The sequence below is a fragment of the Dyadobacter sp. genome (assembly GCF_017744695.1).
Lineage (GTDB): Bacteria > Bacteroidota > Bacteroidia > Cytophagales > Spirosomataceae > Dyadobacter.
This window is the reverse complement of sequence record NZ_JAGIAS010000003.1, coordinates 337,067-362,508: the sequence shown is the minus strand read 5'-3', so window position 1 is coordinate 362,508 and position 25,442 is coordinate 337,067. Positions and strand designations below refer to the sequence as shown.

Here is a 25,442-nt window from a genome sequence, read left to right as displayed (position 1 = left end):
GCCCTGTAACCTGCTGTTTTTCAGCTTCTCCATAAATAGGGAAAAAGCAGGTAGGAGAGCGTAATTACTATCAGATCGATCGATAATAGTGTGGTGATTTCATCCGTGCTGACCGACCAGTCGAGACCATCCAAAGCGTTTTTGGCCAGGCGGATCGTCATCAGCAGCATTGGCAGGATGATCGGGAAACTGAGCACGGCCATGAGCGTAGCGCTGTTATCGGCCTTGGACGCAATGCCCGCGATGAGTGTGAGAACGGAAGCAAAACCAGTGGACGCCAGCAGGATACAGATCGAAAACAGGCCGTTGTCCTGAACCGGGTTACCCATGACAAATGCGTAGAATACAAAGCCAAGGGCTGATAACACCGCCATGACCAGCGAGTTATAGATGATTTTGGAAATGATAATAGCCTGAGGGCTGCACAGGTTGTAATAATAGAGCAACCGCCCGTGCCGTTCCTGCGAAAAACTTTTGGCAATAGCATTTACGGCCGTAAAAAGCAGGATAATCCAGAACAACGTGTTCCAGACGATGGGCGTGAGTTGGTTTCTGCGGAGATTAAAACTGAGGTAGCAGACAAACACCGTGCTGACCACATAAAGCAACATCCCGCTCAGGGCGTATTTCTGGCGCCATTCGAGTGTAACTTCTTTCCAGATCAGGGTCTTAATCTCGTTCAAGGTGATTGGTGCAGGCCGTCGGCTTTGGGCTTTCGGCTTTCGGTTTGCTGTTTCAATGTGACCAGCGTCGCGTTTTCCGGGCTTCGGTACTTCGTTTCGCGCTGCAAAAGTACGACACAAAGCCCGAGGGAAATAATAAAACGGTCAGGATTTTGAATGATTTGGCGAACGGTAGGCACATTAGAAGAAGTAAAGTTTGATTTACCGTCTGAGAGTGCTTTATTTGTACTTTAAATAAAATGAATCTAAATAAGGAACGTATGTCGGCTCGTACCGTTTCCCACCTTAAAAAGGGTGAAAAAGGCATAATCAAATCATTCACAGACCGTGCAATGTCCCTCAAACTGCTCGAAATGGGCTGTTTGCCGGGTTGCGAGGTACGGCTGGATGCGATTGCGCCCTTCGGTGACCCGATCTGCATCAACGTCGGCGGGAATTACAGCCTGTCGCTCCGCTTGAACGAAGCCGCGGTGATTGAATTAGAGTAAGGATTACGTTCCGCATACAGTCTCTCCATTGAAACAGGGAAATATTAAAGTTGCGCTGGTAGGTAACCCGAATGCCGGCAAGTCTACGCTATTTAATGCACTCACCGGAATGCGCCAGAAAACGGGTAATTTCCCGGGGGTGACGGTCGAGAAGAAATCCGGGACGTTCCGCATTGCCGGTACCAATGGGCACGACGACGCGCATGTGACGTTGGTCGATTTGCCGGGTACATATAGTATTTATCCCAAATCAAAGGATGAAACCGTGGTGATGGACATCCTGGCCAACCCCCGGCACCCTGATTTCCCGGATGTGGTGGTGATTGTGGCCGATGCCTCTAACCTGCAACGGAACTTGTTGCTTTTTACCGAAATCAATGATCTGGGTATCCCATCGGTACTCGCATTGAATATGCTCGACGTAGCCGAAAGCATGAATATGATAGTGAATGCAGTACAGCTTGCGATGCAATTGAATGTGCCGGTCGTGCGCATTAATGCGCGTACGGGTGAGGGGATGAAGGGATTGAAAGAGGCGATAAAACAGGTTGTGGAGCGCACGGAAAAACCTGTTCTGCAATATTTCTACCAGCCGAAAGACAGTGAGATCGGGCTGATCAATGAGGTGAAGGAGATTCATCACCTGGATAATGATTATGTGGCACTTCAATATGTTTGCCAGCACGACAATTTCTCTTTCCTCGAACAGCCGGTTCGTGCCAAACTCGACGCTTTGATCGAGAAATATGGTTTCGACGAAAATAACTTTCTCGCCAACGAAACCATAGCACGTTACGAAAAAATCAAACCGATCGTTTCCAAAGCCGTTAAATCCGAAGGCGCCACCGAGCAGCCTTACTGGACGCGCAAGCTGGATAGCATTCTACTGCACCGGGTTTGGGGGTATGTTACATTTGCATTGGTATTACTGGTTGTGTTTCAGGCCATCTTCGCCTGGGCATCCTACCCGATGGACATGATCGACGCCGGCACTGCCGCCGCCATCGAGTGGGTAAAAGGTGCATTACCGGCAGGTGTGCTGAACGACCTTATCACCGACGGCATCATGGCAGGTATCGGCGGTATTATCATATTCATCCCGCAAATCGCGATCCTGTTCGCGTTGGTCGCCATCCTCGAAGAGTCAGGGTATATGGCCCGCGTGATGGTGATCATGGATAAGCTGATGCGCCGTTTCGGGCTCAATGGCCGCAGTGTAGTTCCGCTCATTTCGGGTGTTGCTTGCGCTGTGCCAGCCATTATGACGACCCGCAGTATCAGCAGCCGCTATGAGCGTTTGCTGACGATCATGGTGACGCCATTGATGAGCTGTTCCGCACGTCTGCCCATTTTTACGATATTAATTGCACTGGTAGTCCCGGAAACGAAGGTGCTGGGGATATTCAATATGCAGGGAATTGCATTGTTTGGGTTGTACCTGCTTGGGTTGCTCGGCGCATTGGGCTCGGCGTGGTTCCTGTCTCTGTTTATTCCAAGAAGAGAACCGAGCTATTTTATGCTGGAAATGCCTTCCTACAAGCTGCCGCGCTGGGGGCACGTCGGGTTTACGATGTATGAAAGTGTCAAATCATTTGTACTCGAAGCCGGTAAAGTGATCATGGCGATTTCCATTATTCTCTGGGTACTGGCCTCCTACGGTCCGGGCGATAGCATGGATGTGGCTGAAAAACAGGTGGTCGCTTCGATGAATGCAGCTCCGCAGGAACAAATTGATGCGGCCGTTGCGTCTGCCCGTCTGGAAAGCTCTTATGCCGGTCAGTTTGGCCGTTTCATCGAGCCGGTGATCAGGCCATTGGGGTATGACTGGAAAATCGGTATCGCATTACTGGCATCTTTTGCAGCGCGCGAAGTATTTGTTGGCACAATGGCTACGATTTATAGCATCAGCGGGGACACCGAGGATGTCCTTACCGTCAAGCAACGCCTCATTCAGGAAAGGAACCCCGAAACAGGTGGACAGATGTTCACGCCGGCCGTCTGCTACTCGCTTCTGATGTTCTACGTATTCGCGATGATGTGTATGAGTACGATCGCCGTCGTTTACCGTGAGACCCACGGCTGGAAATGGCCGATGATTCAGCTGGCCTATTTGATGGTACTGGCGTACGGCTCGGCGTTTGTGGTTTATCAGGTTTTGAGTTAAGGTTATGTGGAGTTGATAGGGAAGGGATGCTAGGCATAATGTCATCTTTCACTATTTTAAACGTACGTCCTCAGATGAAGTAAGGCTCTCCACCTTGGTTTGTTTTTTAACCATTCAATTGAATATTATCTCTTGCTATGATTTAAAATCATACACTGTTACAAGTATGCTCTTACTTGTAAGTTCGGCTTTTATTATCGGTTCCATCTTATCCCACGTACCACCAGCCAATCCGCATCCAATTCGCGGCATATGCACAGTGGCATTTTTCTCTGCCGCGAAAACGGCTACCTTCGAAAGTGCAGTTGCGATTGCCTCATAACGTATTGGAGGTATGCCGCTGCTGCCTGTTTTGATATCCCGCTGGCCGATCATATTAGCCACCCATATGTTTTCTTCTACTTGTACCAATTGGGTTTCGCCTAAAGCAAAATTTACTTTTGACTTATACCATTGCTTAAATTCTTTTTCAGGTTTTGGCCACCGACGGGAGAGGGCGACAACGAAACCCTTTCCCCAGGCGCCAACGTCATTACATACGTGTGCGATGATCCTGTTGCCATCACCTACGGGCTGTGTTGCGTCGCCCGTGACGTAGTTTATACCTTCCATAAAATGTTATCAGTCAAAAACGTATCCAAAGGGCTCAATTAATGTTTTCGTCGTTTCTGGTCTTTGTAACCGAATTAGGTCTTTTTTTGATGCTTGATCTTCAAGAATCTCAACAACCAACATCCGGCAAATGCAGGGCTACTTCCGCCGGCCAGCGCATTCCTCTGATACAAGGTTTACCGTGGCAAATGCCAGGATCAATCGTGATTCTTTCCAGGAATTCCATAGCTCTTAGAAATTGATTTAACCAAATTTACTTTAAATAAAGCTGGTTACCAACCCAAATGCTCCACGACATCCGATGCGATGAGCGCGGTTTGTCCGCGGGCTTCGGCGGCACGGTCGCCGGCGAGGCCGTGCTGGTAAACACCCAAAATAGCGGCATCCGCCGGTGCGTATTTTTGGGCGAGCAGGCTGGTGATAATGCCTGTGAGCACGTCGCCGGTACCGCCGGTGGCCATGCCCGGGTTGCCGGTCGAGTTGAAATGTACCTCGCCATTGGGCAGAATGACGGCTGTATTGGCTCCTTTCAGGCAGATAATTACTTTGTATTTGGAAGCGAATGCACACGCCTTCTCTAATCGTTCAAACTCATTGCTACTTTCCCCTGCAAGCCGCTGAAATTCCTTGGGATGCGGTGTCAGAATGGTATTAGCGGGTAGTTTGTAAAGCAAATGCCGGTTGGTCGAGAGGATATTCAATGCATCTGCATCAATGATAACAGGGGCTTTGGCCTGTTCCAGTACTTTTTCCAATGCTTTCACCGTTGCGGCATCCTGGCCGATACCCGGGCCGATGCCTATGGCCGTGGCGGAAGCGAGGTTCGGAGCTTTGCTGATGTACTTATTTGCATCGTCGACAGTTGCCATCGCTTCGGGAACGGAGATTTGCGCGATCTCGTACCCGCACGCAGGCACGTGCATCGTGAGCAACCCCACGCCCGAGCGCAGGCAAGCTTTTCCGGAAAGTACTGCGGCGCCCATCTTCCCAAAGCTCCCGGCGATGATCACTGCATGGCCAAAAGTGCCTTTGTGTGAAAATTTCTGACGGGGTTTAATGCGTTTTTCCGCTTCAAACTTATCGGTGAAATAATAGGGAGTGCTGGTATCGGCCATGTAGCGGGTGCTCAGGCCAATGTCTACTACATGCCATTCGCCAACGTATTCCGCATTCTGCGGAAGCAGGAATGCTAGCTTGGGCAGCTGGAATGTGATGGTGTACTTCGGCTTGACGATCACGTCGTTGAGCCCATTGGGCCGGTCGGTGTAAAGTCCGCTGGCAATATCCACGGACACAATCCTGTTGGGCAGCTCATTTAAGTACTTTATCACAATACTTAATAAACCCTCTACCGGTCGCGATAGCCCGGAGCCGAGCAATGCATCTATGCAGACGACTTTACTTCCCAATTGCGGAAGGTCATTTTCGGAGTAAATGCGATGGGGTGTCAGGTGGTTATCCAGCCGGGAGAAGTTCAGACGGAAATCATCCGTGGCATTCAGGGTATACTCCACAATAAACACCTGCACATCATAGCCGCAGCCGGTCAGGATGCGCGCGATCGCCAGGCCGTCGCCGCCATTGCTCCCCTTACCACAAAAGACGGCAATAGGGCGGGTATTGACATATTGATTACAAAAGCAGCGTACAAATGCCTGCGAGGCGCGCTCCATGAGATCGATGGATGCAATGGGCTCGTGTTCGATCGTGTAGGCGTCCATTGCCCGGATCTGTTCTACATTGAAAATCTTCATGATAATCGCGCGAAAAGCTTTTTGTTACCGACAAATAATGCTAGATTTGCACTCGTTTTCTCAAAAGCTGTTTTGAATGAAGGGGCGTCACCCCGTCCGCTGGGAGCAAGCTATCATTTTAAATCCATAAAATCACTCGTCATGAGCGAACTTATTAAACTCGTAGAAGCTACGATTGAAAATCGTAAATCCGAGTATCCTGATTTCAAATCAGGCGACACGATCAACGTTCACGTGAAAATCCGTGAAGGTAACAAAGAGCGTATCCAGCAGTTCCAGGGTACCGTTATGCAGCGTCGTAACGTAAACGGAAGCGGTGAAACTTTTACAGTACGTAAAATTTCAAACGGTATCGGTGTTGAACGTGTTTTCCCAATCCTTTCACCAAGCATCGCGAAAATCGAATTGATTCGTCGTGGTAAGGTACGTCGTTCACGTCTGTTCTTCTTGCGTGGCCGTCAGGGTAAAGCCGCTCGTATTAAAGAGCTTAAAACCACGAAGTAATCCAAAAGACCTTCGGGAACAAATTTTAAAACCCTGCAAGCGAATTTTTCTTGCGGGGTTTTGTTTTTTTGGAAGGGCGGAAGAACAGATTTTTCAAAAAGCAGCCGCCATCGCCGTCAGTTGAAACTGACGGAACTAGATGAAACAATTCAAGACTCTAAGAGTTCAGTACAACAAAGATATATCGCTTGCCGTCAGTTTTAACTGACGGAAAAGGTTTGAGATTGATTGAATAGTCTGGAATTGGATTGAATGAATGCAAAATTGGCACAACTATGACTATCCCATTTTATAAATACCAGGGTACCGGCAACGACTTCGTGATGATCGACGACCGTAACCTGCAATTCCCGGCTTCCAAAGAATTGATCGCTTCGATCTGCCACCGTCGTTTCGGGGTTGGGTCCGACGGTTTAATCCTGCTCCAAAATGCAGAAGGTTATGACTTTCGCATGGTGTATTTCAATGCCGACGGCGGCGAAGGCAGCATGTGCGGCAATGGTGGCCGGTGTGTGGTGCGGTTTGCGAACGATCTCGGCCTGTTTAAGGATAGTACCAAATTCATCGCTGTCGATGGGGAGCACGAGGCCACGGTTTCCGGCGACACGATCCGCCTCAAAATGTCCAATGTGAACGGCGTGGAGCAATATGAGGAATACGATTTCATGAACACCGGTTCGCCGCACTACGTAACCTACGTGGAGGATATTAACGAGGCCGATGTCGTGAATATCGGCAGCGAAATCCGCTATGGTTCGGTTTACGGCCCCAAAGGAGGTACCAATGTGAATTTTGTAGAAGTAATCGAGAATAACCACCTGAGCGTGCGTACCTACGAACGTGGTGTGGAGGATGAAACTTATTCCTGTGGCACAGGAGTGACGGCATGCGCATTATCCGCGCACATACGTGAAGGCTGGGAAGGTCCCGTAAAAGTGGAAACGATCGGCGGAACGCTGGCGGTCGAATACCAGGATGCGGGCGAAGGGCAGTTTAAGGACGTTTATCTGATAGGCCCCGCAGTACGCGTTTTTGAAGGTACGCTGAGAGTTTAAAGTAGCGAGTAAAAAGTTAAAAGCGAAAAGCGAAGCCTTGTAAATCATTAAGTTGCAAGGCTTCGCTTTTTACTTTTAACTCTAAACTTTAAACTTTTTACTTTAAACTCTATTACTCAGACTCGATAATACCGCCCTTCACATGAAATATCTGCTTGTCGGCCCATTCCGGGACGCGGCAGTAATCCATTGCGGCCACTTTGCTGCGGACGCCATTGGTACAGATTACCACGATAGTATGATAAGGCGCCACCAGCGGCCGTTTTTCCCGGATCTCCGCCAGCGGGATATTGATCCCTCCTTCATTGAACTCCTCAAACTCCCAGGTTTCACGCACATCCACAAGCACGGCATCCTTGCTCCGGGTTAATGCAAGGGCTTGCGGAAGGTCAATGTCCGAGTAGGTTTTCTTTGACATACTACCAATTACCTGCTCACGGCGTAGGGATGGTCGTTCACTACCGGGATATTCTTGGCGATCAGCTTGTGAATATCTTTGAGGTACGGCTTTTCTTCCTTGTCGCAGAACGACATGGCAATGCCCTTCGCACCCGCGCGGCCGGTCCGACCGATGCGGTGAACGTAAGTTTCCGGGATATTGGGGATTTCGTAGTTGATCACGTGCGTCAGGTCATCCACATCGATACCGCGTGCGGCGATATCGGTCGCAACGAGGACGCGCGTAGTCTGGCTTTTGAAATTCTTCAACGCATTCTGACGGGCTGTTTGCGACTTGTTACCGTGAATGGCTTCGGAGGTAACACCTGCCTTGCGCAATACTTTCACCACTTTGTCGGCCCCGTGTTTGGTACGGGTGAAAACCAGCGCCGTTGCAATGGATTCGTCTTTCAGAATATGAAGCAGCAGAGAGTTTTTGTCTGATTTATCTACAAAAAATACCGATTGGCGAATTGTATCAGCCGTAGAGGATACCGGGGTAACTTCTACTTTCACCGGGTTTCTAAGGATGGTACCGGCCAAAGTCACGATTGCGGGCGGCATGGTAGCCGAGAAAAACAGCGACTGGCGCTTGTTAGGCAACAACTTGATCACTTTCTTCACGTCGTGGACAAAGCCCATGTCGAGCATACGGTCGGCTTCGTCGAGTACGAAAAATTCCAGCTGGTTCAGTTTAATGAACCCCTGGTTGATCAAATCCAGCAAGCGGCCCGGCGTAGCAATGAGTACATCCACGCCTTTCGCCAATGCGTCGGTTTGCGGTTTCTGGCCTACGCCCCCGAAAATAACGGTATGTCTCACACGCGTGTGACGCCCGTACGCAGCGAAGCTCTCGCCGATCTGGATCGCCAGCTCGCGCGTAGGTGTCAAAATCAATGCACGGATACGACTTCTTTCAAATTTCCCAACCGGATTTTCGTGCAGCAGTTGCAGCATCGGAATCGCAAAAGCGGCTGTTTTACCGGTGCCTGTTTGTGCACAGCCCAGCAAATCTTTATTTTCTAGAATAACCGGAATAGCTTTGGCCTGGATGGGAGTGGGAGTGGTGTATCCTTCTTCTTGGAGAGCCCTTTTGATTGGCTCTATGAGTTTTAAATCCTGAAATGTCATTTGGTCTTTTTAATGGCTGCTTGTTGATCATCCATTTTAAACGCAGCCTGCATAATATGAATCGGCCTGACGGGCCAGGTGTATAACAGAAGTATGTTTTTAAACGTTCAGTGAGTATACTTCGCAAAAATAGTCACTAATCGCATAAATTTGATCATCGTTCATCAGCACAGCAGCACTATGAGCAGGATTTTTACCCTCACCTTCTTATTATCGATCATCTTCGCAACCGTTCACGCACAGGATGTAATGGTGCGTAAAAACGGTTCTATCATTGAAGGAAAGGTGGTGGAAGTAGGTATCGACAAGGTTTTGTACAAGATCAGTCAGGAAGCCAATGCGGCTAATTTCGCGGTCCGGAAGAACGAATTGCTGCGGATCGAGTTCGGGAACGGTCAGACGGTCTGGTTCGACAAACGTGCGGAGCGTGGCAGTGCACGGGAACGGAATGCGCCGATAGTTCAGGATGAAGCATTGGGTAAGAACAAAATAGATATTTCGCCATTCAAGGCACTGGACAGTGGCCCGGGATTTGGGATCAGTTATGAAAGGATTCTCGATAAACGAGGACATTTCGGGTTGCTTTTGCCGTTCACGATGACCATTCCTGAGGATTACTACCTTCCCATTATCGGTGAGGACTCCGATGAGCAGATGTACTACTTTTCACCAAGCCTGAAGGTGTACCCATTCGGCCAGAAACGGGTTACCTATGCGGTTGGCCCTACATTTTTTACCGGAATCGGGAACAGATGGGAATACTCCTACGACTACGATCCGAAGACCGGCGTAACCACCAGTAACGAAGAAGAGCGCAAGCGCTTGCGGATGGGGCTGATCATCAACAACTACGTCAATTTCCAGATTACGCAGCATTTTCAGATCGGCTTGAACGCCGGCGTAGGCCCGCGGTACGTCGACCGTGAGAAATACCGGTCGACTATCTATCGCGACAGACATATGGGAATCAGCGGTGAGTTCAATTTCAGCCTCGGCTTCCGGTTCTGATCATTTCACGACGCGGAAAACGGGATAGCGCATGTATTCCTTTTCCGCGTAATCCGAATTTTGGTAGATAAAATCCAGCTGGGCATTTCCGCTTTTGGCAAATTCTGGATCGGCTTTGCGTTTCTCGTCGAGCTTTACTTTCAGCTCGGGGGATTTTTTGAGCAAATCTGCCGCCAGATCTTCAAAAACATATCCAGAATAATGCTCCTTGGCCTGCAAAATCGTGTCAAAGAAATTCCATTTGAAAAACGAATCCACTCCTTTCGGTTCGAGGGTCTCGACAATGTAACGGTTCGTGGACTGATTGACGGGAACATACCAGTCTCCTTTTTTGAAAGATAACTTTTGTTTCTCAGTCCTCAGCTTCACCGAAGTATGCCAGTAATGCCCTTCGAAGGGTTGCTTCGGCGTTTCGAGCTCTTCGATGTAATACGTTTCCACATTCATTTCCGAGTCTTTTTCCAGCGGCTGCATTTGTACACCGTTTAGTCGCAGCAGGCTAACGACATTGTGCCAGCCTTGCGGAATAATGTAGGCTTCCGGCCGCACTACTTCGTCCAGCGGGACGTAATTGTCGTAAAAAGGAATATTCTTCGTAAACGGTTTCGACCGGTCGTAGTGCAGCCTGGGTAGTCCGCTCACTTCACTGGGAATGTACTCCGGTTCATAACCTTTAAATGCGATGGTGGATTGTCTGGATTTATCCACCTGCCAGGTAATAGCGAATTTCTCCTGGTTTTTAACGGCCTCTTTCGTCTCTTCACGCAGTTTCAGTAAAGCTTTACGATGTGCCGCCAGGAATTTGATATTACCGTGTAAATAGGCATAGGTCGATTTTACGCGCTGATCGTACGGTTTCAGCATATGTGTCTCGGTCATCACACCGATGGTATGAAACAAAGCGGCATACCCTGTGGAATAGCGCGGCCAGTCGGGGAATTGGACGAAACCTTTGTCGGGTGTTTGCCCGTAAGCATTCACATAGGGCGTCGCCTCGAAGCCGGCTTCTTTCAGATGCTTGTACATATAAGGCAGAAAAACCTTGTCGTTGAAATCGCCGAGCGGTCCGCCGAGTTTATCTTTCTGGGCATAGTCGAGTGTCATGACATATTGATAATCGGCGCCGTTGCTCACGTGTGTATCTGCGAAAAGGTCGGGGTCGAGCTCGTGAAAAATAGCGGCGAAACTCCGCGCATTGCGGGTATCAGCTTTGATAAAATCCCGGTTAAGGTCATAATTCCGTGCATTTCCCCGAAAGCCATATTCCTCGGGCCCGGCCTGATTGGTACGTGTGGTACTGTTGCGGTTCAATGCGCCGCCGATGTTGTAGAAAGGGATAACGGCCACCACAATGCTGTCCAGCTCGGGAAACCGTGCAGGATGAACAAGCATGTCGCGCAGGAGCATCATCGAAGCGTCCACACCATCCGGCTCGCCGGGGTGGATCGCGTTGTTGATCAACAGAATAGCCTTGCCTTGTGCTTTCAGCTTTTTGATATCGAATACCTTGTTTTTCGAATATAATATCAAATGTAAAGGCCTGCCGCTATCCGTAAGGCCTTTTTCCTGCATCCGTACCTGCGGGAAATTTTGCGCAAGCTGCCGGTAATAGGCAATGCCTTCCTCATAAGTGGGGGTTTGTTTACCGCCGCTCTTTTCGAAACGGGTCTGGTATTGTGCCGATGCATTCAATGCAAGGCCGGGCAGGATACCCGGAAGGAGTCCGAGTAGTAACAGTGTCAGTTTAGAGCGCATGAAAGGAGTGAAATGTCAGTATTTGTATTGTTCGATCAGGTGAAGGTAGGGGTGAAGACCGTGGTGGATGAAAACATTCTGGCCCGAATCCTTAAATAGGCTGTAATACTCATCGGTGGCCAAGAGTACGATCGTCGGGCCGGTGCGTACGTAGTTGCTGCTTTTATAGAAAGCCGGCGACTGATACTCCGGCAGGTTTTTGGAGACGATTTTGCCGGCATACCTGCCGAGGTATTTTTCGTAATTGCGCTGCGCCTTCTCGCTTGGTTTTTTCAAACGCTTGTAAGCATGCCGCATGCCGATGCGCGCAATGAGCTTTTGCTTTTTGATAATACCGTCTATATTCTTGAAAGGATTCGTATTGTTGAAATCGCTGAGGGTTTGCGCAGAAAACGGCACTTCGGGCACCCAGTCGGCTGAGTTGATCACATTATAGCCCCAGCCGCCATCGACCAGGTGCTCGTACTCGTAGGCGAAATAGGTATTGCCCACTTTGGGGGCAGCGCTGGCGTAGGTTTTGAAGCGAATATCTTTGGGCAATGTTCCCTGTTTTTGGAGCGAACACAAATGCGCTGTGATCAGGTAACTGAGCGCGCCGCCCTGGCTGTGGCCCATAATAAGGAAATCCCTGACGCCGGTTTTATACAGTGAGTCGATTTTTGGCACAATATCCCTCGCGAGATAGGCCGTGCCTACCAGCCAGCCAATGTGTACGGCAGCCTTGGGGTTGTCGGCCAGATGGTATTTAAATGTATAATCTTTGGCGATTTGGAGCTCCCCGTGCGCTGGTACCATGGCCGCATAGAAGTTTTCGAGCCAGCCCACGGCGTTCATCGTCGTGCCCCGGAGATTGATCACGCCTACGGAAGCCTTGTTTTTCCAAAGCCCCCAGCGGTTGTCGAGGCCCATCACCGGAGAAGTGTAAACGGAGTCGAACTTGGTGGGTCGCGGTATTTTGAACTTTTGCCGGTTGGTCATGGCGGTATCGTACAGCAGGGCGTGCATATACACCAGTTCCTGGTATTCGGCCTTGTCAAAGCCGGGTTTCAGCTTGCTGGTCTGCGCCAATACGGGCTGAACGGCGAGTATACTCACTATAAAGACAACAGCGGGGTAAAAGTGCCTGAGCAGGCACGGTTTGAAACTTGTCATAGACTTTTGCATGAGTGATAGCGAGCGTCGAATACCAAGGCAACCTTTGGGTTACTAATGTAGGAAAACAATCGATGCAACCGGATTTTCGTACTTTCAAATCGTTTTTTGCCCCTGTTTTCAGACAGTTCTTTCAAATTAGAATACCATTAGAGTTTGGCCAACCGGCCGGTTTCGCCTTGAATGCGAGCAGGAAGTTTGTTATTTTTGGTTAGTCTAAAAAATATTTTCATGGAGCTGTATTACTCTTTTTCTGCATTAATCGTTCTCTCTGCGATATTTTCTTACCTCAATTCCCGGTTTCTGAAATTGCCTCCATCCATCGGCGTCATGGTGATCGCATTGATGGTTTCGTTGGGGCTTATCGCCACCGATAGCATATTTCCGCGGACATTCATCCGTATTTCCACGCTGATCGCGAGTGTCGACCTCACCGAAATACTCATGGGGGCGATGCTCAACTTTCTGCTATTTGCAGGAGCGATCCATTTGCATTTGGAAGACCTCCGGGAGCAGCGCCTGCCGGTTATTATCTTCTCAACCGTCAGCGTTGTGATTTCCACATTTGTGATCGGCTTTCTGATTTACTACATCCTGCCGTTGATCGGCATCACCATTCCGCTCATTCAATGTCTCGTTTTCGGCGCATTGATTTCACCTACCGACCCCATTGCAGTACTCGGGATCCTTAAACAGGCCGGCGTTCCGAAGTCGCTCGAAACGAAGATCGCGGGCGAATCGCTTTTCAACGACGGTATGGCGGTTGTGGTGTTCATACTGATGCTCGCGTTGGCGAGGGGAGAGGAAGTAAATACCTCCTTTGCGGGCATTGCCGGTCTTTTTGTGAAGGAAGCATTGGGCGGTATCTTGCTAGGGTTGCTGCTCGGTTTTTTAGGTTCCAAAATGATGTACCGGGTAGATGGCTACAACGTACACGTGCTCATTACGCTCGCGATCGTGATGGGCGGGCACCTGGCTGCGCAGGCACTGCATATGTCGGGGCCGCTGGCAATGGTGGCGGCCGGGCTGGTGGTGGGGAATTATGGCAAAAACCCTGGTGCGGTTTCTGATACCGAGCGTGACTATATCGACAAATTCTGGGAGCTCATCGATGAGATACTGAATGCGATCCTGTTCCTGATCATTGGTTTCGAATTGCTGTTGATCCCGGATATGAAGCAATATGGCTGGGCGGGACTGGTGGCGATCGTGGTCGTACTTTCGGCGCGCTTCATTTCGATCTACATTCCTGTCAGACTTATTCCGTTCAAGACACGTTTCGGAAAGAAATCGATTACGATACTGGTGTGGGGCGGCTTGCGCGGAGGTGTTTCCATCGCGCTGGCATTGTCAATCGATCAGCATCTTAACAAAGATTTGCTGCTGGCGATTACCTATTTTGTGGTGTTGTTCTCGATTATCGTGCAAGGACTCACGGTTGGTAAGTTAACCGACCGTCTGCCCGACGATGCGGAGGCTGCCACTTAGGAAGCAGACCCGGCGACGAGTTGGTTGATCAACGCATTGATTTTGTTCAACCAGAGCGTTTGTCCGTCGCATGTCCAGTGCGAATCCCCTTTCATGTAAGAAGAACGGCCCATGCGGCGGAAATCGGGAAGCACATCGATATACGGAACGCCGAGCTTTGGATGGTTGTATACCCGCTCGATGAGGTTATTGTAAACGCCGTAGTCGGGGCTGAGCACAGAGGTTTTATTGGGGATAATGGTGAAAATCACATTGTCGAAACCCAGTGAATCTGCAAAATCGCGGCTCGCATTGAGGTTGGCGATCATCGAATCGAGCTCCGTCTGGCGCACGGGCGTAAACGACGAAGTGACTTCCGGCGTGTCGGTATCCATATAGTACACAATATCGCGATCGTTGTTCACGAGCGTCACACCCGAAGCGGTCCTGTTGAAAAAACGTTGGTTGAAATCGGATTTCCATTCTTTAATGCGCAACGCAAAGTCGTTCTGGAACAGGAAGCCGTCAAGCCTGTCGGCGGTATGCGAGCCTTTGAACGCTTCATCGAGCTGATGCATGAACTTGGTCGAAGCGCCATTTTGGACAAACGTCGCCGAATCGGGAACGAGTACGGTAATGGCTGATGAGGCAAACTTCTGACGGAAATGCCTTTCCACGCTTTCCATCAAAAGGATATTATGTTGGGTAGTATCGAGTTTGATATGTAGAAAGTTCGACCATTTCACGTAAGTATAATCATCCACCGGGAAATCCTGCTTCCCCACGCGACCTTCTTCCGTAAAACTATCTCCGATTATATACAAATGCACTTTTTTCGCCGATTGCGGCCGAACGGGCGGCACATAACCGGTGCATTGATGACGCGGATCGCGGAAATCGGACAAGGTGGAGAGTTTATACAAATCACCATATTGGTAGCCATCTTCCACAACCTGCTCTTTCCATAGCCAGGGTAAAATGGTTGGACTCAGCCCCACAATCCAGATAAGGCAGCCGGTAGCCAGCGCGATATATCTTAAAATTTTCATAGCATTATCTCAACTTGATCGACCAGACCTGTATTTTCTTTTCCGATCGGCTGAATATCAATAATTTGTAATAACCTGGCTGATACGTGAGCTGCACCGGCATTTCGGACGGGATCGCTTTATCGCCCAGACGCCTTCCATTCATGTCGAAAACAGTGGAATAACTGCCCGATTTGATCGTGATAAACCGGTTATCCACCCCAAAGAAATGGTACTGGATCACCGAATTTGGTAAAATATCCTTGATTTCAAACAGCTCACGGCCATCTTTGGTAATAATAGCAGTTTTTGAGTTAACCGAGCGTACCAATATCCAATCGAGCGAATTGCGATCGAAAAGGATCCGGAAACGCGAACCCGGTTCGGGGCGCAGGAGTTGCCGCCGCGATGTGATTTTCCCGTCCAGGTTAATGCGGATCAGCTCGCCGGATACGCTCACACCCGCTAGCTCGGGCTGGCCGGTCTGCGGGTTCTGCGCCCACGTGAAGGGACTTTCTGTCCTTGTCAGAATATCGACTGGGAAGCCGGGGCGTACCGTACCGTTTTCTTTCAATAAATAGATCTTTCCGTTCTGCTGGGTGACGATAAAACCCCTGTTACCGATCTGGTTCAGCGCAACCACCGGTCCCACGATCTTTTCGAACCGTACCGAATGGTTCAGCCTTTTGAGCGGGCGGGTCACACTCTCCCATACGAACAGCTCTTCTGCCGAACTTTTAACAATGAACCGGTTACTGCCGTCTTCACCACCATCGATGAGGTACAACGCCGAAATAGCATCGGATGTAGGCAAATGCGCCTGGAATGTCGAAACATTGGTGGAATCGTCTTCATCCAGTGCATACACGGTGCGGCCCGTAGCGAAAATGCGTTGCTGCCGGCCAATGTTCAGGAAGTCGACTTTATACGCCGCGGTGCTGATCGGCCCGTTCAGTTTGGCGATCGTTTCGGTTTTTCCCTCGCGCAGGTTGTTCGTTCTGAGTAGGTTGTGTTCCTTGTCGGTCAGCAATATTTCAGAGCTCCCGTCGATCGGGTTTTGCAACGCGGCCAGTTCCGAATCGTAGATATCCGGCCATTCGATGTCGATGTTCAGGAAAGTACGGTTGAGTACCTTGCTGGCAGTCTGCCGTTTTTTGGGATGGAATGTCAGCTCGGGAAATGCCTCGCTGCCTTCGAAACGGCATTGCAGCGTGATGGACTCTATTTTAGCCGTGAGATCGCTGTATTTTTTGCTGACCTGCGTCTCTTCGCCCGACTGCGCTTTTCGCAGGTTCACGATCATCGAAAGCTGCGCCTCGTTGTTTACACTGGTGAGCACGCTGTCATATTCCGGCGATTGTTTCCAGGTGATCTGGTTTTCGTAGTCCACAATGTAGTTCTGCAAAACCTGCGAGTTGTTGCTGATCACCAGATATGGTGCGATGTAAGTAATGTAGCTGCGTGGAAAACCGGTGAACATCGGCCCGTAAAGGCCCGTAGGAAGTTCGGGAATGGGCACCGAGTAAATATCGTAACCCTGGTATTGATCGTTCGAAACATTACTTTCCTGGTTGGCCAGGTGCGCGAGCTTTTGCAGCACGGGCCTCACCTTGTCGTAATTGGAGAATTCCGCGAGCAGGATTTTGCCGTCGGTAATGCTGTTATTTTCCTCCAATTGGCACAGCACCAGCTCGGAACCGAGATGATCGATCAGTACATTGCTTTCGCCGGCAATGTAATAGTTGAGCTTGTCCCAGGCCGCTGATTTGTATTTTTTATGCCATTTGACAAAGGCCTCCCTGAATGCCGCCTTGTCGGACGCTGCTGCGCGGTAGAGAAACGAGGTCTGCTGCGACACATGTTTGTGCCCGGCAAACGGCGTACCCGGGTTATCTTTCAGAATTTCGGCCAGATAGTAATCCGGTGCATCCGCTCCATCCGATTTGATCATCAGGTTTCCCTTGTTCTCTGCTTTGTCGATGTGAAAATCCTGGTGCGCCGGGAAACTTTTGCCAAACTCGGCAAGCGTAGCCACATTCTCCATCGACATCACCGATTTCCAGGCGTCGGTCCGGAGGTAAACGCTTGTGCCGTAATCGGAATCATTGATATTCGAAAAACGCGAACGGAGCCTGAAAGAGCTGATATTGAGCGAGGAAGCTCGTACAGCGTCTTCGATCAGATCGCCGTAATAGCTGACGATCAGGTAATGGTCTTTCACCAGGTACGAAAACAACGGCCGCGAGTTGGCGTCGATGGCGTCGGTAATGCGGTGATCCTGGAAGTTGTGGTGCAACAGCCGGATGTTGGCGTGTTGCGGGCTGGCGAGCCATTTGGTTTCTTCCTCGGTGACGGGAATGTACATGATCACCCCCCATTCCGTGCTGGTACGCGGATGGTACGAGTAGGAGAGTGCCTTGCCTTTCAGGAATGTTTTGAGCTTTTTGGCGTCTTTCGTCAGCAGGTTGAGCAATGTCAGGTTATCGCTGGCGATATCGAGGAGGGGAAGCCGTTTGAGATCGAGTGCGGCTTCTGTGGCCGTGTAAGCCGAATCTTGCAAATGCTCGCTGGTGATTACCACCACGGCATTGGACGGGATAAATTGCCAGGCTGCCGACGAACCCCTCGACCATTTGAACAGGAAATATCCTGCTGATGCGATAAGCACGATCAGCAGGATAGCAATCAGTTTTTTTTTCGACACAAGCCTGTTTTTTAAGCGCGGATCGCTTTCACTTTATCATTCAGTTCGAGGCGAAACCGCAAGAGTTCTTTAAAGCTTCGGATACAAACTTTCCACAGGTTCCATTTCACGATGGAAACGGTGCCGGTTTCCCGGTCTTTATGGGTGATAGGGATATCGAACAGCTGCTGTCCTGATTTTTTAGCCATCACAGCCAGGAAGATGTTCGGAGCGAACGGTTCCGGGTTGGGGAGCTGGTTCATCAGTTTTTGCAGGAATGTTCCTTTAATCAAACGGAACGGAATGTTGCTGTCCATGATGAATGTACCATAAACAGCCGAGATCGTACCGCGGAGGAATTTCGTGATAAAGAGGCGTACGCCGGCGTCGTGACGAACCTGGCGATAGCCGAGTATGAATTGGGATTGGGAGCGTTTGTCCCAGAGTTTGTCAAAATCTTCGGAAACGAACTGGTCGTCGCTGTCAGTCTGGAACACATATTCCGAACCCAGTTCCAACGCCTTGCGGTAACCGTTTACGACGGCATTGCCATGTCCTCCGTTTTTCTGGTGGACAACGGTCAGGTTGTCGACCTTTTTATCCAGCTCATCCAGTAACGCTTTCGTATTGTCTTTCGATCCGTCGTTGATGACGATCAGGGTAGTGTTATCGTTGGGGAATTTAGTTTTGAGGAAGGAGGTCCAATTATAAACTACTTTTTCGATACAATCCTGCTCATTGTATGCGGGCATTACTATACTCAGAAGATATGACATGCAAAAGCGTATTTGGTATGTTGCGCGAAATTAATAAATAAAGCCTGTAACCGGGCTATGGGGTTTCATTATTTAGTAAGCGTACTTGTCTTTCAGGGCGTTAATCGGTTTCTCGAAAAAGTGCCAGGAAACCGACGCTACTAAGACAGTGAGCGTCACTACGACCGTTGCTTCGAACGCAATGTTGCCTTCTAAACTGGGGATATATTGATAGATTTTCCGGAAAAGCCTGACCGTCGGGTGCATAGGGCCACTGTGAAAATGGTTGTATACAAAATTGTGGTACAGGTACAGGCCATAGCTGATTTTGCCAAGATAAATACACACCGGATTTTCGAGGAACGCGGCCATCCAGCCCTTAAAGCCCATTACAGCGCGTCCTATGAGCATAAACCCGAAAATGGACGACAAGGTTCTATCGAGCACCACATACGGGAAGTTGAACGGCTGGGCGAGCGATTTAGCCCACCATTGGATCAGCACCCATCCAAGGAGTCCAAGCAATACCGGCCACGATTTGTTAAAAAATTTAACAAACAAATCATTTTTGTAGAGCTGCATCCAGGCCATGAGGCCACCTAAGGCGAAAGAATCGAAACACGCGGGTGTCGACACGTAGGTGACGGTCCATTCGCCCATGGTGACGAAGTTGGTACCAGGTATTCTGCCCGAATAGAAAATGTAGGCACGCAGCAGAATGCTGAAAATGCCCATCAGGCCCAGAACAGGTACCAGCTTGTTTTTGGGAATGAAGAATATCAGGAATGGGAAAAATAGGTACACCTGCTCTTCCACCGCCAGCGACCACAAATGGTCTACCGAACCCATCCAGGTTTTATGAAGCGCAATGTAAATATTCGTTCCGTACAATGCGAGCCATGCCAGCTTATCGCGCACCGGCGGTACGTTGAAGATGAACAGCAGTGCAATAATGAGGTAGTAAACCGGGAAAATGCGGATCGTTCTGCGGATGAGAAACTTACGCAGGTATTTCTTGAAGCCTCCCGGCGTCCCGTAGGTTTTTTCCTTGCTTTTCAGGAGAATGCGTGAAATCAGGAAGCCGCTGAGTACGAAGAAGATCGTTACCCCCAATGCACCGAACGGGATGATATTGATCTCCACGATGAGGTGATCGAGCAGAACAAGCCCCACTGCTATAAAGCGCACGCCGTCAAGTTGAATAATGTGTCCTTCCGAATTGGTGCGCATGGTTACCAGTTAACTTTCACTTCTTTTTTATGCGATTCTTTCACCGTTACACGCTGGTCTTTGAACAGAATGCCGGTCTCGTCGCCCTGCTGGCGGATAAGTGCCACTTTATAGGTTCCCTTGTCCATTTCAGAGAAGGGGATATCGGCATAGAATCCGGGGGCGAAATAATATTGTTTCAGGAAAAGCTGCTTGCGGCTCGTGTTGCGCGTACGCAGTGCCGGGAAAATGTAGTAGCATTTGTCCGAGCTCAGTAGCACATACACACCGCTGTCCTGCAACCGCTGGCTGGTGAATGTGGTATTGCTCACCTTAATGGACGCTGTGTCGGTAGAAATGGTGGTTTTATCATATAAATCCACCATACCCCGTGAACTTCCCGAATAATTCTGACGGTCGGCAACAGCGATGAGCGGGAGCCATTTGTCGTAAATGACAGGTGTTTTTTCCACGATATTCGCCACGAACGATGTGTCCGTCGGATATTTTAGGGATTTGTCTGTGAATGTCCAGTTGAATTGCCAGGTTACCATTTGCTTTCTGAAATTGTAAGCATCCACCAAATGGTAGTGATAACTGAATACATTGAAAGTAACGGCCAATGCTATGATCGCGGTGATGTAAGGCGACAAGAAGCTGCCACGGATGGGAACCACGACATAGATGTAAGCGACGATCAGCAGGAGGACAGAGTATATTTTATATCTGCTGGTAATGAGCACATCAAAACCAAATCCGGCGCGGCCGTGAACAACAATGGCAGCAGTACCCAGGATGAAAAGGATCGCTCCGAGACAGAACAGGTCGGTAGTCCGTTCAAATTTGTTGGTATACTTGTTCCGGATAATTCTGAAAAGTGTCGTGGAGCCAATGGAAATAGCCACAAGGAATAACACCACGCCGAGGAAAATGCAAACCTTGATGTGATCCAATACGGGAATACATTCTGCAAATGAACCCAGGAATGCCATGTAGCCCTTCACTAGCTGAATGATGCCGGCTTTCGATTCGGGATTGGATTCAGGTTTGGTATACCAATAAAAATAGCAGAAAATCTCTCCAATGCTGATAATGGTCCATAATGCAAACCGCTTCCGGTTCTGTGCCAGGAACAGCAGTACAGCACCCAGCGGGAGCACTATCAAGCCGTTTCCGCTGGTAAGCACCGTTACTACACTGAGCAATATAGCAATGGAGAAGGGCAGTACCTTGGGATTGATGACGAGATACAACGTCCAGAGGACCAGCGTTACCACGCCGAAATTCTGCACTGCCGACATCCCCCAGTACATATTTTCCCAGAATGCCAGCGTCATCCACAGGAATGGAATGGGTACTAATGCAAAAAGCGGCTTTTTATTCTTTTTGAGCAGGTCATACCAGAGCGGGATCACTGCGAGGAGCAATAAATTGCCCGCGGTCATCAAATGCCGGAAGTTGAGGTGCCCGAAAATGGCGTAGTCGATCCATGCGAAAAGGCGGGTGAGCGCGATGCGATGTTCGTTATGCTGTTTGAAAAGCGCCTGGATTTTACCCTTCCAGTCACCGGCCTGCGCGTATTCGGCGATGAAATTTTTCAGCGCATGGTCATCCCACTTGGGAATATTGATGGCATAGTAATCCCAAACCGTGAAATAAATGGCAACGGGTAATAACAGGATCAGGCTCAGGATAATGGTTAAAGCCTTTTTCGTCATGCCGGGATCATTAGTTGGCTGATGCTCGACAAGATCGAATCTGCGTCAAGTCCGGAAAGCTTCTGGTGATAGCTCTGGCTGCCGTATCGGCTGTTGGGATAACCTTCCGCTTTGAGGCTTTTGAAGACCGAGGGGAAGATACCTTTTTCCAGTAACTGAACGGAAAGTTGCTGAGCGAGTCCGCCCGTGCTGATATGTTCTTCCGCAACGAGGATCGCCGGTGCTTTTTTTACCAGCGTTATCAGCTCGTCGGTTAGTTCCAGCGGGAAATGCAGGGCAGTCACTACATTCACCTTTTCCGAGAGCTCGGGTGCTAATGCCAATGCCGACAACACGTTGTTGGCAATCGGCCCCAATGCGAAAACGGTTGTTTCGGCATGGGCTGGCTGGTGAATTACTTTAAATGAACCTGTAGTGTAGCTGTTCGCCGGCGTGGTTTTCCCGGCTCCCAGGCGCAGGTATGCAGGGCGGGCATCTGCGGCGATCTGCCGCACAACCGGAACTACTTCGTCGGCAAAGGCAGGCACCCACACCTGGGCATTCTGCTGGCCGCTCAAACACGCGAGGTCTTCGATCGTATGGTGGCTGCTGCCCATGATGCCGTAGCCATATCCGCCACCGTTACCGACCAGAAATACCGGCAAGTTGTTGAAACATACGTCGTTACGGAACTGTTCGAGGCAGCGGTACACGATAAATGGCGCAATGCTGTAACAGAACACTTTATAACCTTTGTGCGCAAAGCCGGCGGCTACACCTACCATATTCTGCTCCGCAACACCGGCATTGATAAACCGCTTGCCCATTTTGGCCTGCAAATTTTCCAATGCATTATATCCAAGATCGCCTGTGATGAAGATAACGGAGTCGTCTTCTACCGCAAGCTCTTCAATGGCCGTTGAAAATTCTTTTCTCATCGTTAAGTGGGCGCTAGGCCGGTTGATTGCTTAACTTAAATGGATTAGTTGCCTAATCGGTTGATATCACGCAATTTAGCTACTTTCTCAATTGTTTCACCAAAGCCCGGATCTCATCGGCCGTTTTGTAAGCCTTCGGTCCCCGGCGTATTCTGGTGCGGATATACTTAGGACGTTTTTTAGTCTCTTCGAATATCTTGGTAATGTATTCTCCCAAAAAAGAAATACCCAGGATAGTAAGCCCGCCGAAAAACACGATCAGGATAATGACGGTGCTGAGGCCTCTTGGCGTATCCGGGAAGAAAAAGAATTTGGCCAGTATCTGCCAGATGATCCCCAGAATGGATAACGCGGTAAGTCCGAATCCTGCATAACTCATCAGTTCCAAAGGAGCAAAACTGAATGAGAAGATCGCCTTTTTGGCCCACCAGATATTCTTCGTCCAGTTGTTGGTCGATACGCCGAACATCCTTTCCGGACGTACATAAGGCACTCCGGTTTGTTTGAAACCCACCCACGCACGCAAGCCGCGCAGGAATTGCTCTGTTTCGGGCAGATCTACCAGCTCCTTCACCACCTTGCGGTCGATCATCGAGAAATCGCCGGCGTCGCGCGGGATCGGGATGTAGCTCAGCCCCTGGAATACCTTATAGAATGTCTTATAGAAGAAATGAATATGGGGTTTCATCTCGCGCTGTACGCGTACGCCGTACACGACATCGTAGCCATCCATCCATTTTTCGTAAAATGCCGGGATAATTTCAGGCGGGTCCTGCAAGTCGCCGTCCATGAGCACCACACAGTCACCGGTTGCGATCTCCATCCCGCTCAGGAATGCCGATTGCGAACCAAAGTTACGGGAGTGGCTGATGCCGACCACATTAGGATCTTTGTCGCAAATCGCGTTGATGACTTCTTCCTGGTTGTCCGGCGAGTTGTCATTGACAAAAATGATCTCGTAACGGACTTTCAGTTCATTGAAAGTCTTTACCAACCTTTCGTACATGAACGGGATCGCCTGTGCGTCCTTGTAGCACGCGATAATCGCGGTGATAACAGGATTGAGCTTCGGATTTTCAAAAGCCGGGATCAGTCTCGACTCATATTGCACGGCATCCTGCCACTGGCTGTAACGGACCAGCCCGTCTTCGAGGGACGTCTTCGCCTTCCAGCCAAAATCGTTTTCAAATGCAGAGGGGTCGCCAAACCATTCGGCGAGGTCCCATTTGCGGTTCGACATGCTGCCCCATTCCGGTTCCTTGGCAATGGAAAACGCCCGCCGCGTTACGTCCACGAGGTCGCCCATGGTGGTTTTACGGCCGGTGGCGATGTTGTAGGAGCGTCCCGACTTTTCATCATCGATCTTCAAAGCTGCATCCAGAAATGCCTCCACGCAATCTTCCACAAATACGAAATCGCGGCTGATATCGGGAGATACCAGCGAAGGCAGACTTTTCTTCCGTGCATTCTCGATCAGGCGCGGGATCAGCCGGTCGGGCTCTTCCCAGTAACCGTAAATCGAGTACAAGCGCAGGTTGAGTGTTTTCAGCCCTGCAACTTTGGCATAATATTCCAGCAAATAAGCAGCCGAAACCTTGGAAACCGCATAATGACTGTTTGGCTCCACGCGGTCTGTTTCTTTCGGCGACGTGCAATTGAAACCATATTCGGAACTGCTTCCGGCATGGATGTAAACCATATCCTTCGTGCAGTTTTGCAGGATGTTCACCGTTCCGAGCACGTTCGTCTCATAGGTCAGGTTTACATTGCTCTGCTTGCTGTATGCACCATAAGCCGCAAGGTTGAAAATCGTCTGCGGTTTGTATTTTTCAAATACCTCCTTAATAGAATTGTCGGAAAGAATGTCGCAGTGAATGATGTTTTCAAACGGGACATTGAGCAATTTCAGGCGCCATGCTTTGGTAGCGTCGTGCGTTACTGCGTAGCAATCCTTCCGGATTTTGAATATATCATTGAAGAGATTGGCGCCAATGAAGCCGCTGGCACCGAAAACAAAAACTGGCCCTTTTAATTTCTCTATTTTATCGCGGTAAACCGGTAAATGGTCAAGCATTCGTCAATTCATTAAGATAACGTTCCTTTACTTCCAGTGTAGCTTGCTCATACTGGTCTTTATTCATGGGCAGGTAATGCCATTCCAATTTGTTTTCCATATAAGAAACTCCCTTTCCTTTTACAGTATTGGCGATGATCGCTTTCGGGAGCCCGTTTTTGTGTTCTTTCAATTCGCTGATAGCCGCGCTGATGGCCATAATGTCGTGTCCATCCACTTCCACCGTTTCGAAACCGATCGCTTTCCACTTTTCGACGGAAGCGGTTTCTCCCAAAACTTTATCGGTAAATCCGAATCCCTGGAGACCGTTCTTGTCGATGAGCATGATGAGGTTGTCGAGCTGATTCTGGATAGCGTAGTGGGCAGCTTCCCAGGTTGTGCCTTCATTGGTTTCCCCATCAGACAACAGCGTAAAAGAATACGTTGCATCGTCAGCGACCTTTGACGCGTGGGCAATGCCCGTAGCAATGGGTAGGCCGTGCCCCAGCGAACCGGTAGCGAAAGGAATGCCTTTGTATTGACGCGGCGCAGGGTGAGCGGGCAACGTGGTGCCGTCAAGGTAGAATGTATCCAGTTCTTCGTCGGTGATTTCTCCCAGCGTATTCAGGCACGCGTAAAGCGCCGCAGCCGCATGGCCCTTGGAAAGAATGAAGGTGTCATCGACCGATTTTTGAAGGAAAAGGACTGCGATCATCAGGTCAATGCAGCTGAGTGAGCAACCAATATGGCCTGCATTGGCTTGGTGGTAAAGGCCCAGTATTTTCAGGCGAAGCTCGCCGCTCAACTGTTTAGGGTCTTTTAATATCTCTTCTGCTGTCATGCCTGATGTTGTATGTCGATGTAAGGA

The 25,442-nt window shown here is 49.6% G+C and carries 23 protein-coding genes; 6 read left to right on the top strand and 17 right to left on the bottom strand.

Annotated elements, in window-relative coordinates:
* Positions 1-20: 20 nt before the first annotated feature.
* A complete protein-coding gene (locus J7619_RS13615; protein ID WP_291199055.1) occupies positions 21-683 on the bottom strand; it encodes a heme exporter protein CcmB in 663 nt (220 codons plus the stop codon).
* Positions 680-862, bottom strand: coding sequence for a hypothetical protein (locus J7619_RS13610; RefSeq protein ID WP_291199053.1), 183 nt, complete (start codon positions 860-862; stop codon positions 680-682). The genes J7619_RS13615 and J7619_RS13610 overlap by 4 nt, the downstream gene beginning before the upstream one ends.
* An 81-nt stretch (positions 863-943) precedes the next feature.
* On the opposite strand from J7619_RS13610, the gene J7619_RS13605 reads away from it, so the two are divergent.
* On the top strand, positions 944-1,171 hold the full coding sequence (locus tag J7619_RS13605; RefSeq protein ID WP_041735487.1) for a FeoA family protein: 228 nt from the start codon (positions 944-946) through the stop codon (positions 1,169-1,171).
* 28 nt (positions 1,172-1,199) lie between these two features.
* Positions 1,200-3,335 (top strand): ferrous iron transport protein B, encoded by a 2,136-nt coding sequence (gene feoB / locus J7619_RS13600; RefSeq protein ID WP_291199050.1) that lies wholly within the window; start codon positions 1,200-1,202, stop codon positions 3,333-3,335.
* Positions 3,336-3,470: 135 nt separating this feature from the next.
* On the opposite strand, the gene J7619_RS13595 is transcribed toward feoB, so the two are convergent.
* The 3 genes from J7619_RS13595 to J7619_RS13585 all read right to left on the bottom strand — a co-directional run bounded on the left by J7619_RS13595 (position 3,471) and on the right by J7619_RS13585 (position 5,701).
* Complete coding sequence (locus J7619_RS13595) at positions 3,471-3,947, bottom strand: macro domain-containing protein (protein ID WP_291199048.1); 477 nt, start codon at positions 3,945-3,947, stop codon at positions 3,471-3,473.
* 109 nt (positions 3,948-4,056) lie between these two features.
* Entirely contained in the window at positions 4,057-4,173 is a 117-nt protein-coding gene (locus J7619_RS13590; RefSeq protein WP_291199046.1) for a DUF433 domain-containing protein, read from the bottom strand.
* Positions 4,174-4,219: 46 nt separating this feature from the next.
* The gene (locus J7619_RS13585) at positions 4,220-5,701 is read right to left on the bottom strand and encodes an NAD(P)H-hydrate dehydratase (protein WP_291199044.1); all 1,482 of its coding nucleotides are present in this window, start codon (positions 5,699-5,701) and stop codon (positions 4,220-4,222) included.
* A gap of 141 nt (positions 5,702-5,842) precedes the next feature.
* Here J7619_RS13585 and rplS point away from each other — a divergent pair, with 141 nt between their 5' ends.
* Positions 5,843-6,205, top strand: a complete 363-nt coding sequence (gene rplS, locus J7619_RS13580) for a 50S ribosomal protein L19 (RefSeq protein WP_291199042.1) — start codon at positions 5,843-5,845, stop codon at positions 6,203-6,205.
* Between the two features lie 275 nt (positions 6,206-6,480).
* Positions 6,481-7,260 carry a diaminopimelate epimerase gene (gene dapF, locus J7619_RS13575; RefSeq protein ID WP_291199040.1) on the top strand — a complete coding sequence of 260 codons (780 nt, stop codon included), beginning with the start codon at positions 6,481-6,483 and terminating at the stop codon, positions 7,258-7,260.
* Between the two features lie 112 nt (positions 7,261-7,372).
* Here dapF and J7619_RS13570 read toward each other — a convergent pair whose 3' ends face one another.
* A complete protein-coding gene (locus J7619_RS13570) occupies positions 7,373-7,678 on the bottom strand; it encodes a rhodanese-like domain-containing protein (RefSeq protein WP_291199038.1) in 306 nt (101 codons plus the stop codon).
* Between the two features lie 8 nt (positions 7,679-7,686).
* A complete protein-coding gene (locus J7619_RS13565) occupies positions 7,687-8,829 on the bottom strand; it encodes a DEAD/DEAH box helicase (protein ID WP_291199036.1) in 1,143 nt (380 codons plus the stop codon).
* Positions 8,830-9,009: 180 nt separating this feature from the next.
* Between J7619_RS13565 and J7619_RS13560 the strand changes: the two genes are divergently transcribed.
* Positions 9,010-9,837, top strand: coding sequence for a hypothetical protein (locus tag J7619_RS13560; protein ID WP_291199034.1), 828 nt, complete (start codon positions 9,010-9,012; stop codon positions 9,835-9,837).
* On the opposite strand, the gene J7619_RS13555 is transcribed toward J7619_RS13560, so the two are convergent.
* A complete protein-coding gene (locus tag J7619_RS13555) occupies positions 9,838-11,592 on the bottom strand; it encodes a M14 family metallopeptidase (RefSeq protein ID WP_291199032.1) in 1,755 nt (584 codons plus the stop codon).
* 15 nt (positions 11,593-11,607) lie between these two features.
* Positions 11,608-12,744: a lipase family protein gene (locus J7619_RS13550; protein ID WP_291199030.1), complete on the bottom strand. Its 1,137-nt coding sequence runs from the start codon at positions 12,742-12,744 to the stop codon at positions 11,608-11,610.
* A gap of 231 nt (positions 12,745-12,975) precedes the next feature.
* Here J7619_RS13550 and J7619_RS13545 point away from each other — a divergent pair, with 231 nt between their 5' ends.
* On the top strand, positions 12,976-14,232 hold the full coding sequence (locus J7619_RS13545) for a sodium:proton antiporter (RefSeq protein WP_291199028.1): 1,257 nt from the start codon (positions 12,976-12,978) through the stop codon (positions 14,230-14,232).
* Here the strand turns inward: J7619_RS13545 and J7619_RS13540 are convergent.
* From J7619_RS13540 to J7619_RS13505, 8 genes are all read right to left on the bottom strand, one after another.
* Positions 14,229-15,260, bottom strand: a complete 1,032-nt coding sequence (locus J7619_RS13540) for a hypothetical protein (RefSeq protein WP_291199026.1) — start codon at positions 15,258-15,260, stop codon at positions 14,229-14,231. The genes J7619_RS13545 and J7619_RS13540 overlap by 4 nt on opposite strands.
* 4 nt (positions 15,261-15,264) lie before the next feature.
* Positions 15,265-17,943 carry a DUF3352 domain-containing protein gene (locus J7619_RS13535; RefSeq protein WP_291199024.1) on the bottom strand — a complete coding sequence of 893 codons (2,679 nt, stop codon included), beginning with the start codon at positions 17,941-17,943 and terminating at the stop codon, positions 15,265-15,267.
* 11 nt (positions 17,944-17,954) lie between these two features.
* Positions 17,955-18,698 (bottom strand): glycosyltransferase family 2 protein, encoded by a 744-nt coding sequence (locus J7619_RS13530; protein WP_291199022.1) that lies wholly within the window; start codon positions 18,696-18,698, stop codon positions 17,955-17,957.
* Between the two features lie 72 nt (positions 18,699-18,770).
* A complete protein-coding gene (locus J7619_RS13525; RefSeq protein WP_291199020.1) occupies positions 18,771-19,907 on the bottom strand; it encodes an acyltransferase in 1,137 nt (378 codons plus the stop codon).
* Positions 19,908-19,909: 2 nt separating this feature from the next.
* The gene (locus J7619_RS13520) at positions 19,910-21,604 is read right to left on the bottom strand and encodes a hypothetical protein (protein ID WP_291199018.1); all 1,695 of its coding nucleotides are present in this window, start codon (positions 21,602-21,604) and stop codon (positions 19,910-19,912) included.
* A complete protein-coding gene (locus J7619_RS13515; protein ID WP_291199016.1) occupies positions 21,601-22,521 on the bottom strand; it encodes a transketolase family protein in 921 nt (306 codons plus the stop codon). Before J7619_RS13515 ends, J7619_RS13520 begins: the two co-directional genes overlap by 4 nt.
* A gap of 79 nt (positions 22,522-22,600) precedes the next feature.
* Positions 22,601-24,595: an NAD-dependent epimerase/dehydratase family protein gene (locus tag J7619_RS13510; RefSeq protein WP_291199014.1), complete on the bottom strand. Its 1,995-nt coding sequence runs from the start codon at positions 24,593-24,595 to the stop codon at positions 22,601-22,603.
* Positions 24,588-25,415 (bottom strand): transketolase, encoded by an 828-nt coding sequence (locus J7619_RS13505; RefSeq protein WP_291199012.1) that lies wholly within the window; start codon positions 25,413-25,415, stop codon positions 24,588-24,590. The genes J7619_RS13510 and J7619_RS13505 overlap by 8 nt, the downstream gene beginning before the upstream one ends.
* Positions 25,416-25,442: the final 27 nt, after the last annotated feature.

Bases quoted from the DNA above. Each gene is read 5' to 3' on its own strand.
- J7619_RS13525 (WP_291199020.1), bottom strand. From the start codon at position 19,907: ATGCGCACCAATTCGGAAGGACACATTATTCAACTTGACGGCGTGCGC.
- rplS (WP_291199042.1), top strand. From the start codon at position 5,843: ATGAGCGAACTTATTAAACTCGTAGAAGCTACGATTGAAAATCGTAAA.
- J7619_RS13530 (WP_291199022.1), bottom strand. From the start codon at position 18,698: ATGTCATATCTTCTGAGTATAGTAATGCCCGCATACAATGAGCAGGAT.
- J7619_RS13545 (WP_291199028.1), top strand. From the start codon at position 12,976: ATGGAGCTGTATTACTCTTTTTCTGCATTAATCGTTCTCTCTGCGATA.
- J7619_RS13550 (WP_291199030.1), bottom strand. From the start codon at position 12,744: ATGACAAGTTTCAAACCGTGCCTGCTCAGGCACTTTTACCCCGCTGTT.
- dapF (WP_291199040.1), top strand. From the start codon at position 6,481: ATGACTATCCCATTTTATAAATACCAGGGTACCGGCAACGACTTCGTG.
- J7619_RS13560 (WP_291199034.1), top strand. From the start codon at position 9,010: ATGAGCAGGATTTTTACCCTCACCTTCTTATTATCGATCATCTTCGCA.
- J7619_RS13520 (WP_291199018.1), bottom strand. From the start codon at position 21,604: ATGACGAAAAAGGCTTTAACCATTATCCTGAGCCTGATCCTGTTATTA.
- J7619_RS13595 (WP_291199048.1), bottom strand. From the start codon at position 3,947: ATGGAAGGTATAAACTACGTCACGGGCGACGCAACACAGCCCGTAGGT.
- J7619_RS13515 (WP_291199016.1), bottom strand. From the start codon at position 22,521: ATGAGAAAAGAATTTTCAACGGCCATTGAAGAGCTTGCGGTAGAAGAC.
- J7619_RS13540 (WP_291199026.1), bottom strand. From the start codon at position 15,260: ATGAAAATTTTAAGATATATCGCGCTGGCTACCGGCTGCCTTATCTGG.
- J7619_RS13570 (WP_291199038.1), bottom strand. From the start codon at position 7,678: ATGTCAAAGAAAACCTACTCGGACATTGACCTTCCGCAAGCCCTTGCA.
- J7619_RS13510 (WP_291199014.1), bottom strand. From the start codon at position 24,595: ATGCTTGACCATTTACCGGTTTACCGCGATAAAATAGAGAAATTAAAA.
- J7619_RS13565 (WP_291199036.1), bottom strand. From the start codon at position 8,829: ATGACATTTCAGGATTTAAAACTCATAGAGCCAATCAAAAGGGCTCTC.
- J7619_RS13555 (WP_291199032.1), bottom strand. From the start codon at position 11,592: ATGCGCTCTAAACTGACACTGTTACTACTCGGACTCCTTCCGGGTATC.
- J7619_RS13505 (WP_291199012.1), bottom strand. From the start codon at position 25,415: ATGACAGCAGAAGAGATATTAAAAGACCCTAAACAGTTGAGCGGCGAG.
- J7619_RS13590 (WP_291199046.1), bottom strand. From the start codon at position 4,173: ATGGAATTCCTGGAAAGAATCACGATTGATCCTGGCATTTGCCACGGT.
- J7619_RS13585 (WP_291199044.1), bottom strand. From the start codon at position 5,701: ATGAAGATTTTCAATGTAGAACAGATCCGGGCAATGGACGCCTACACG.
- J7619_RS13605 (WP_041735487.1), top strand. From the start codon at position 944: ATGTCGGCTCGTACCGTTTCCCACCTTAAAAAGGGTGAAAAAGGCATA.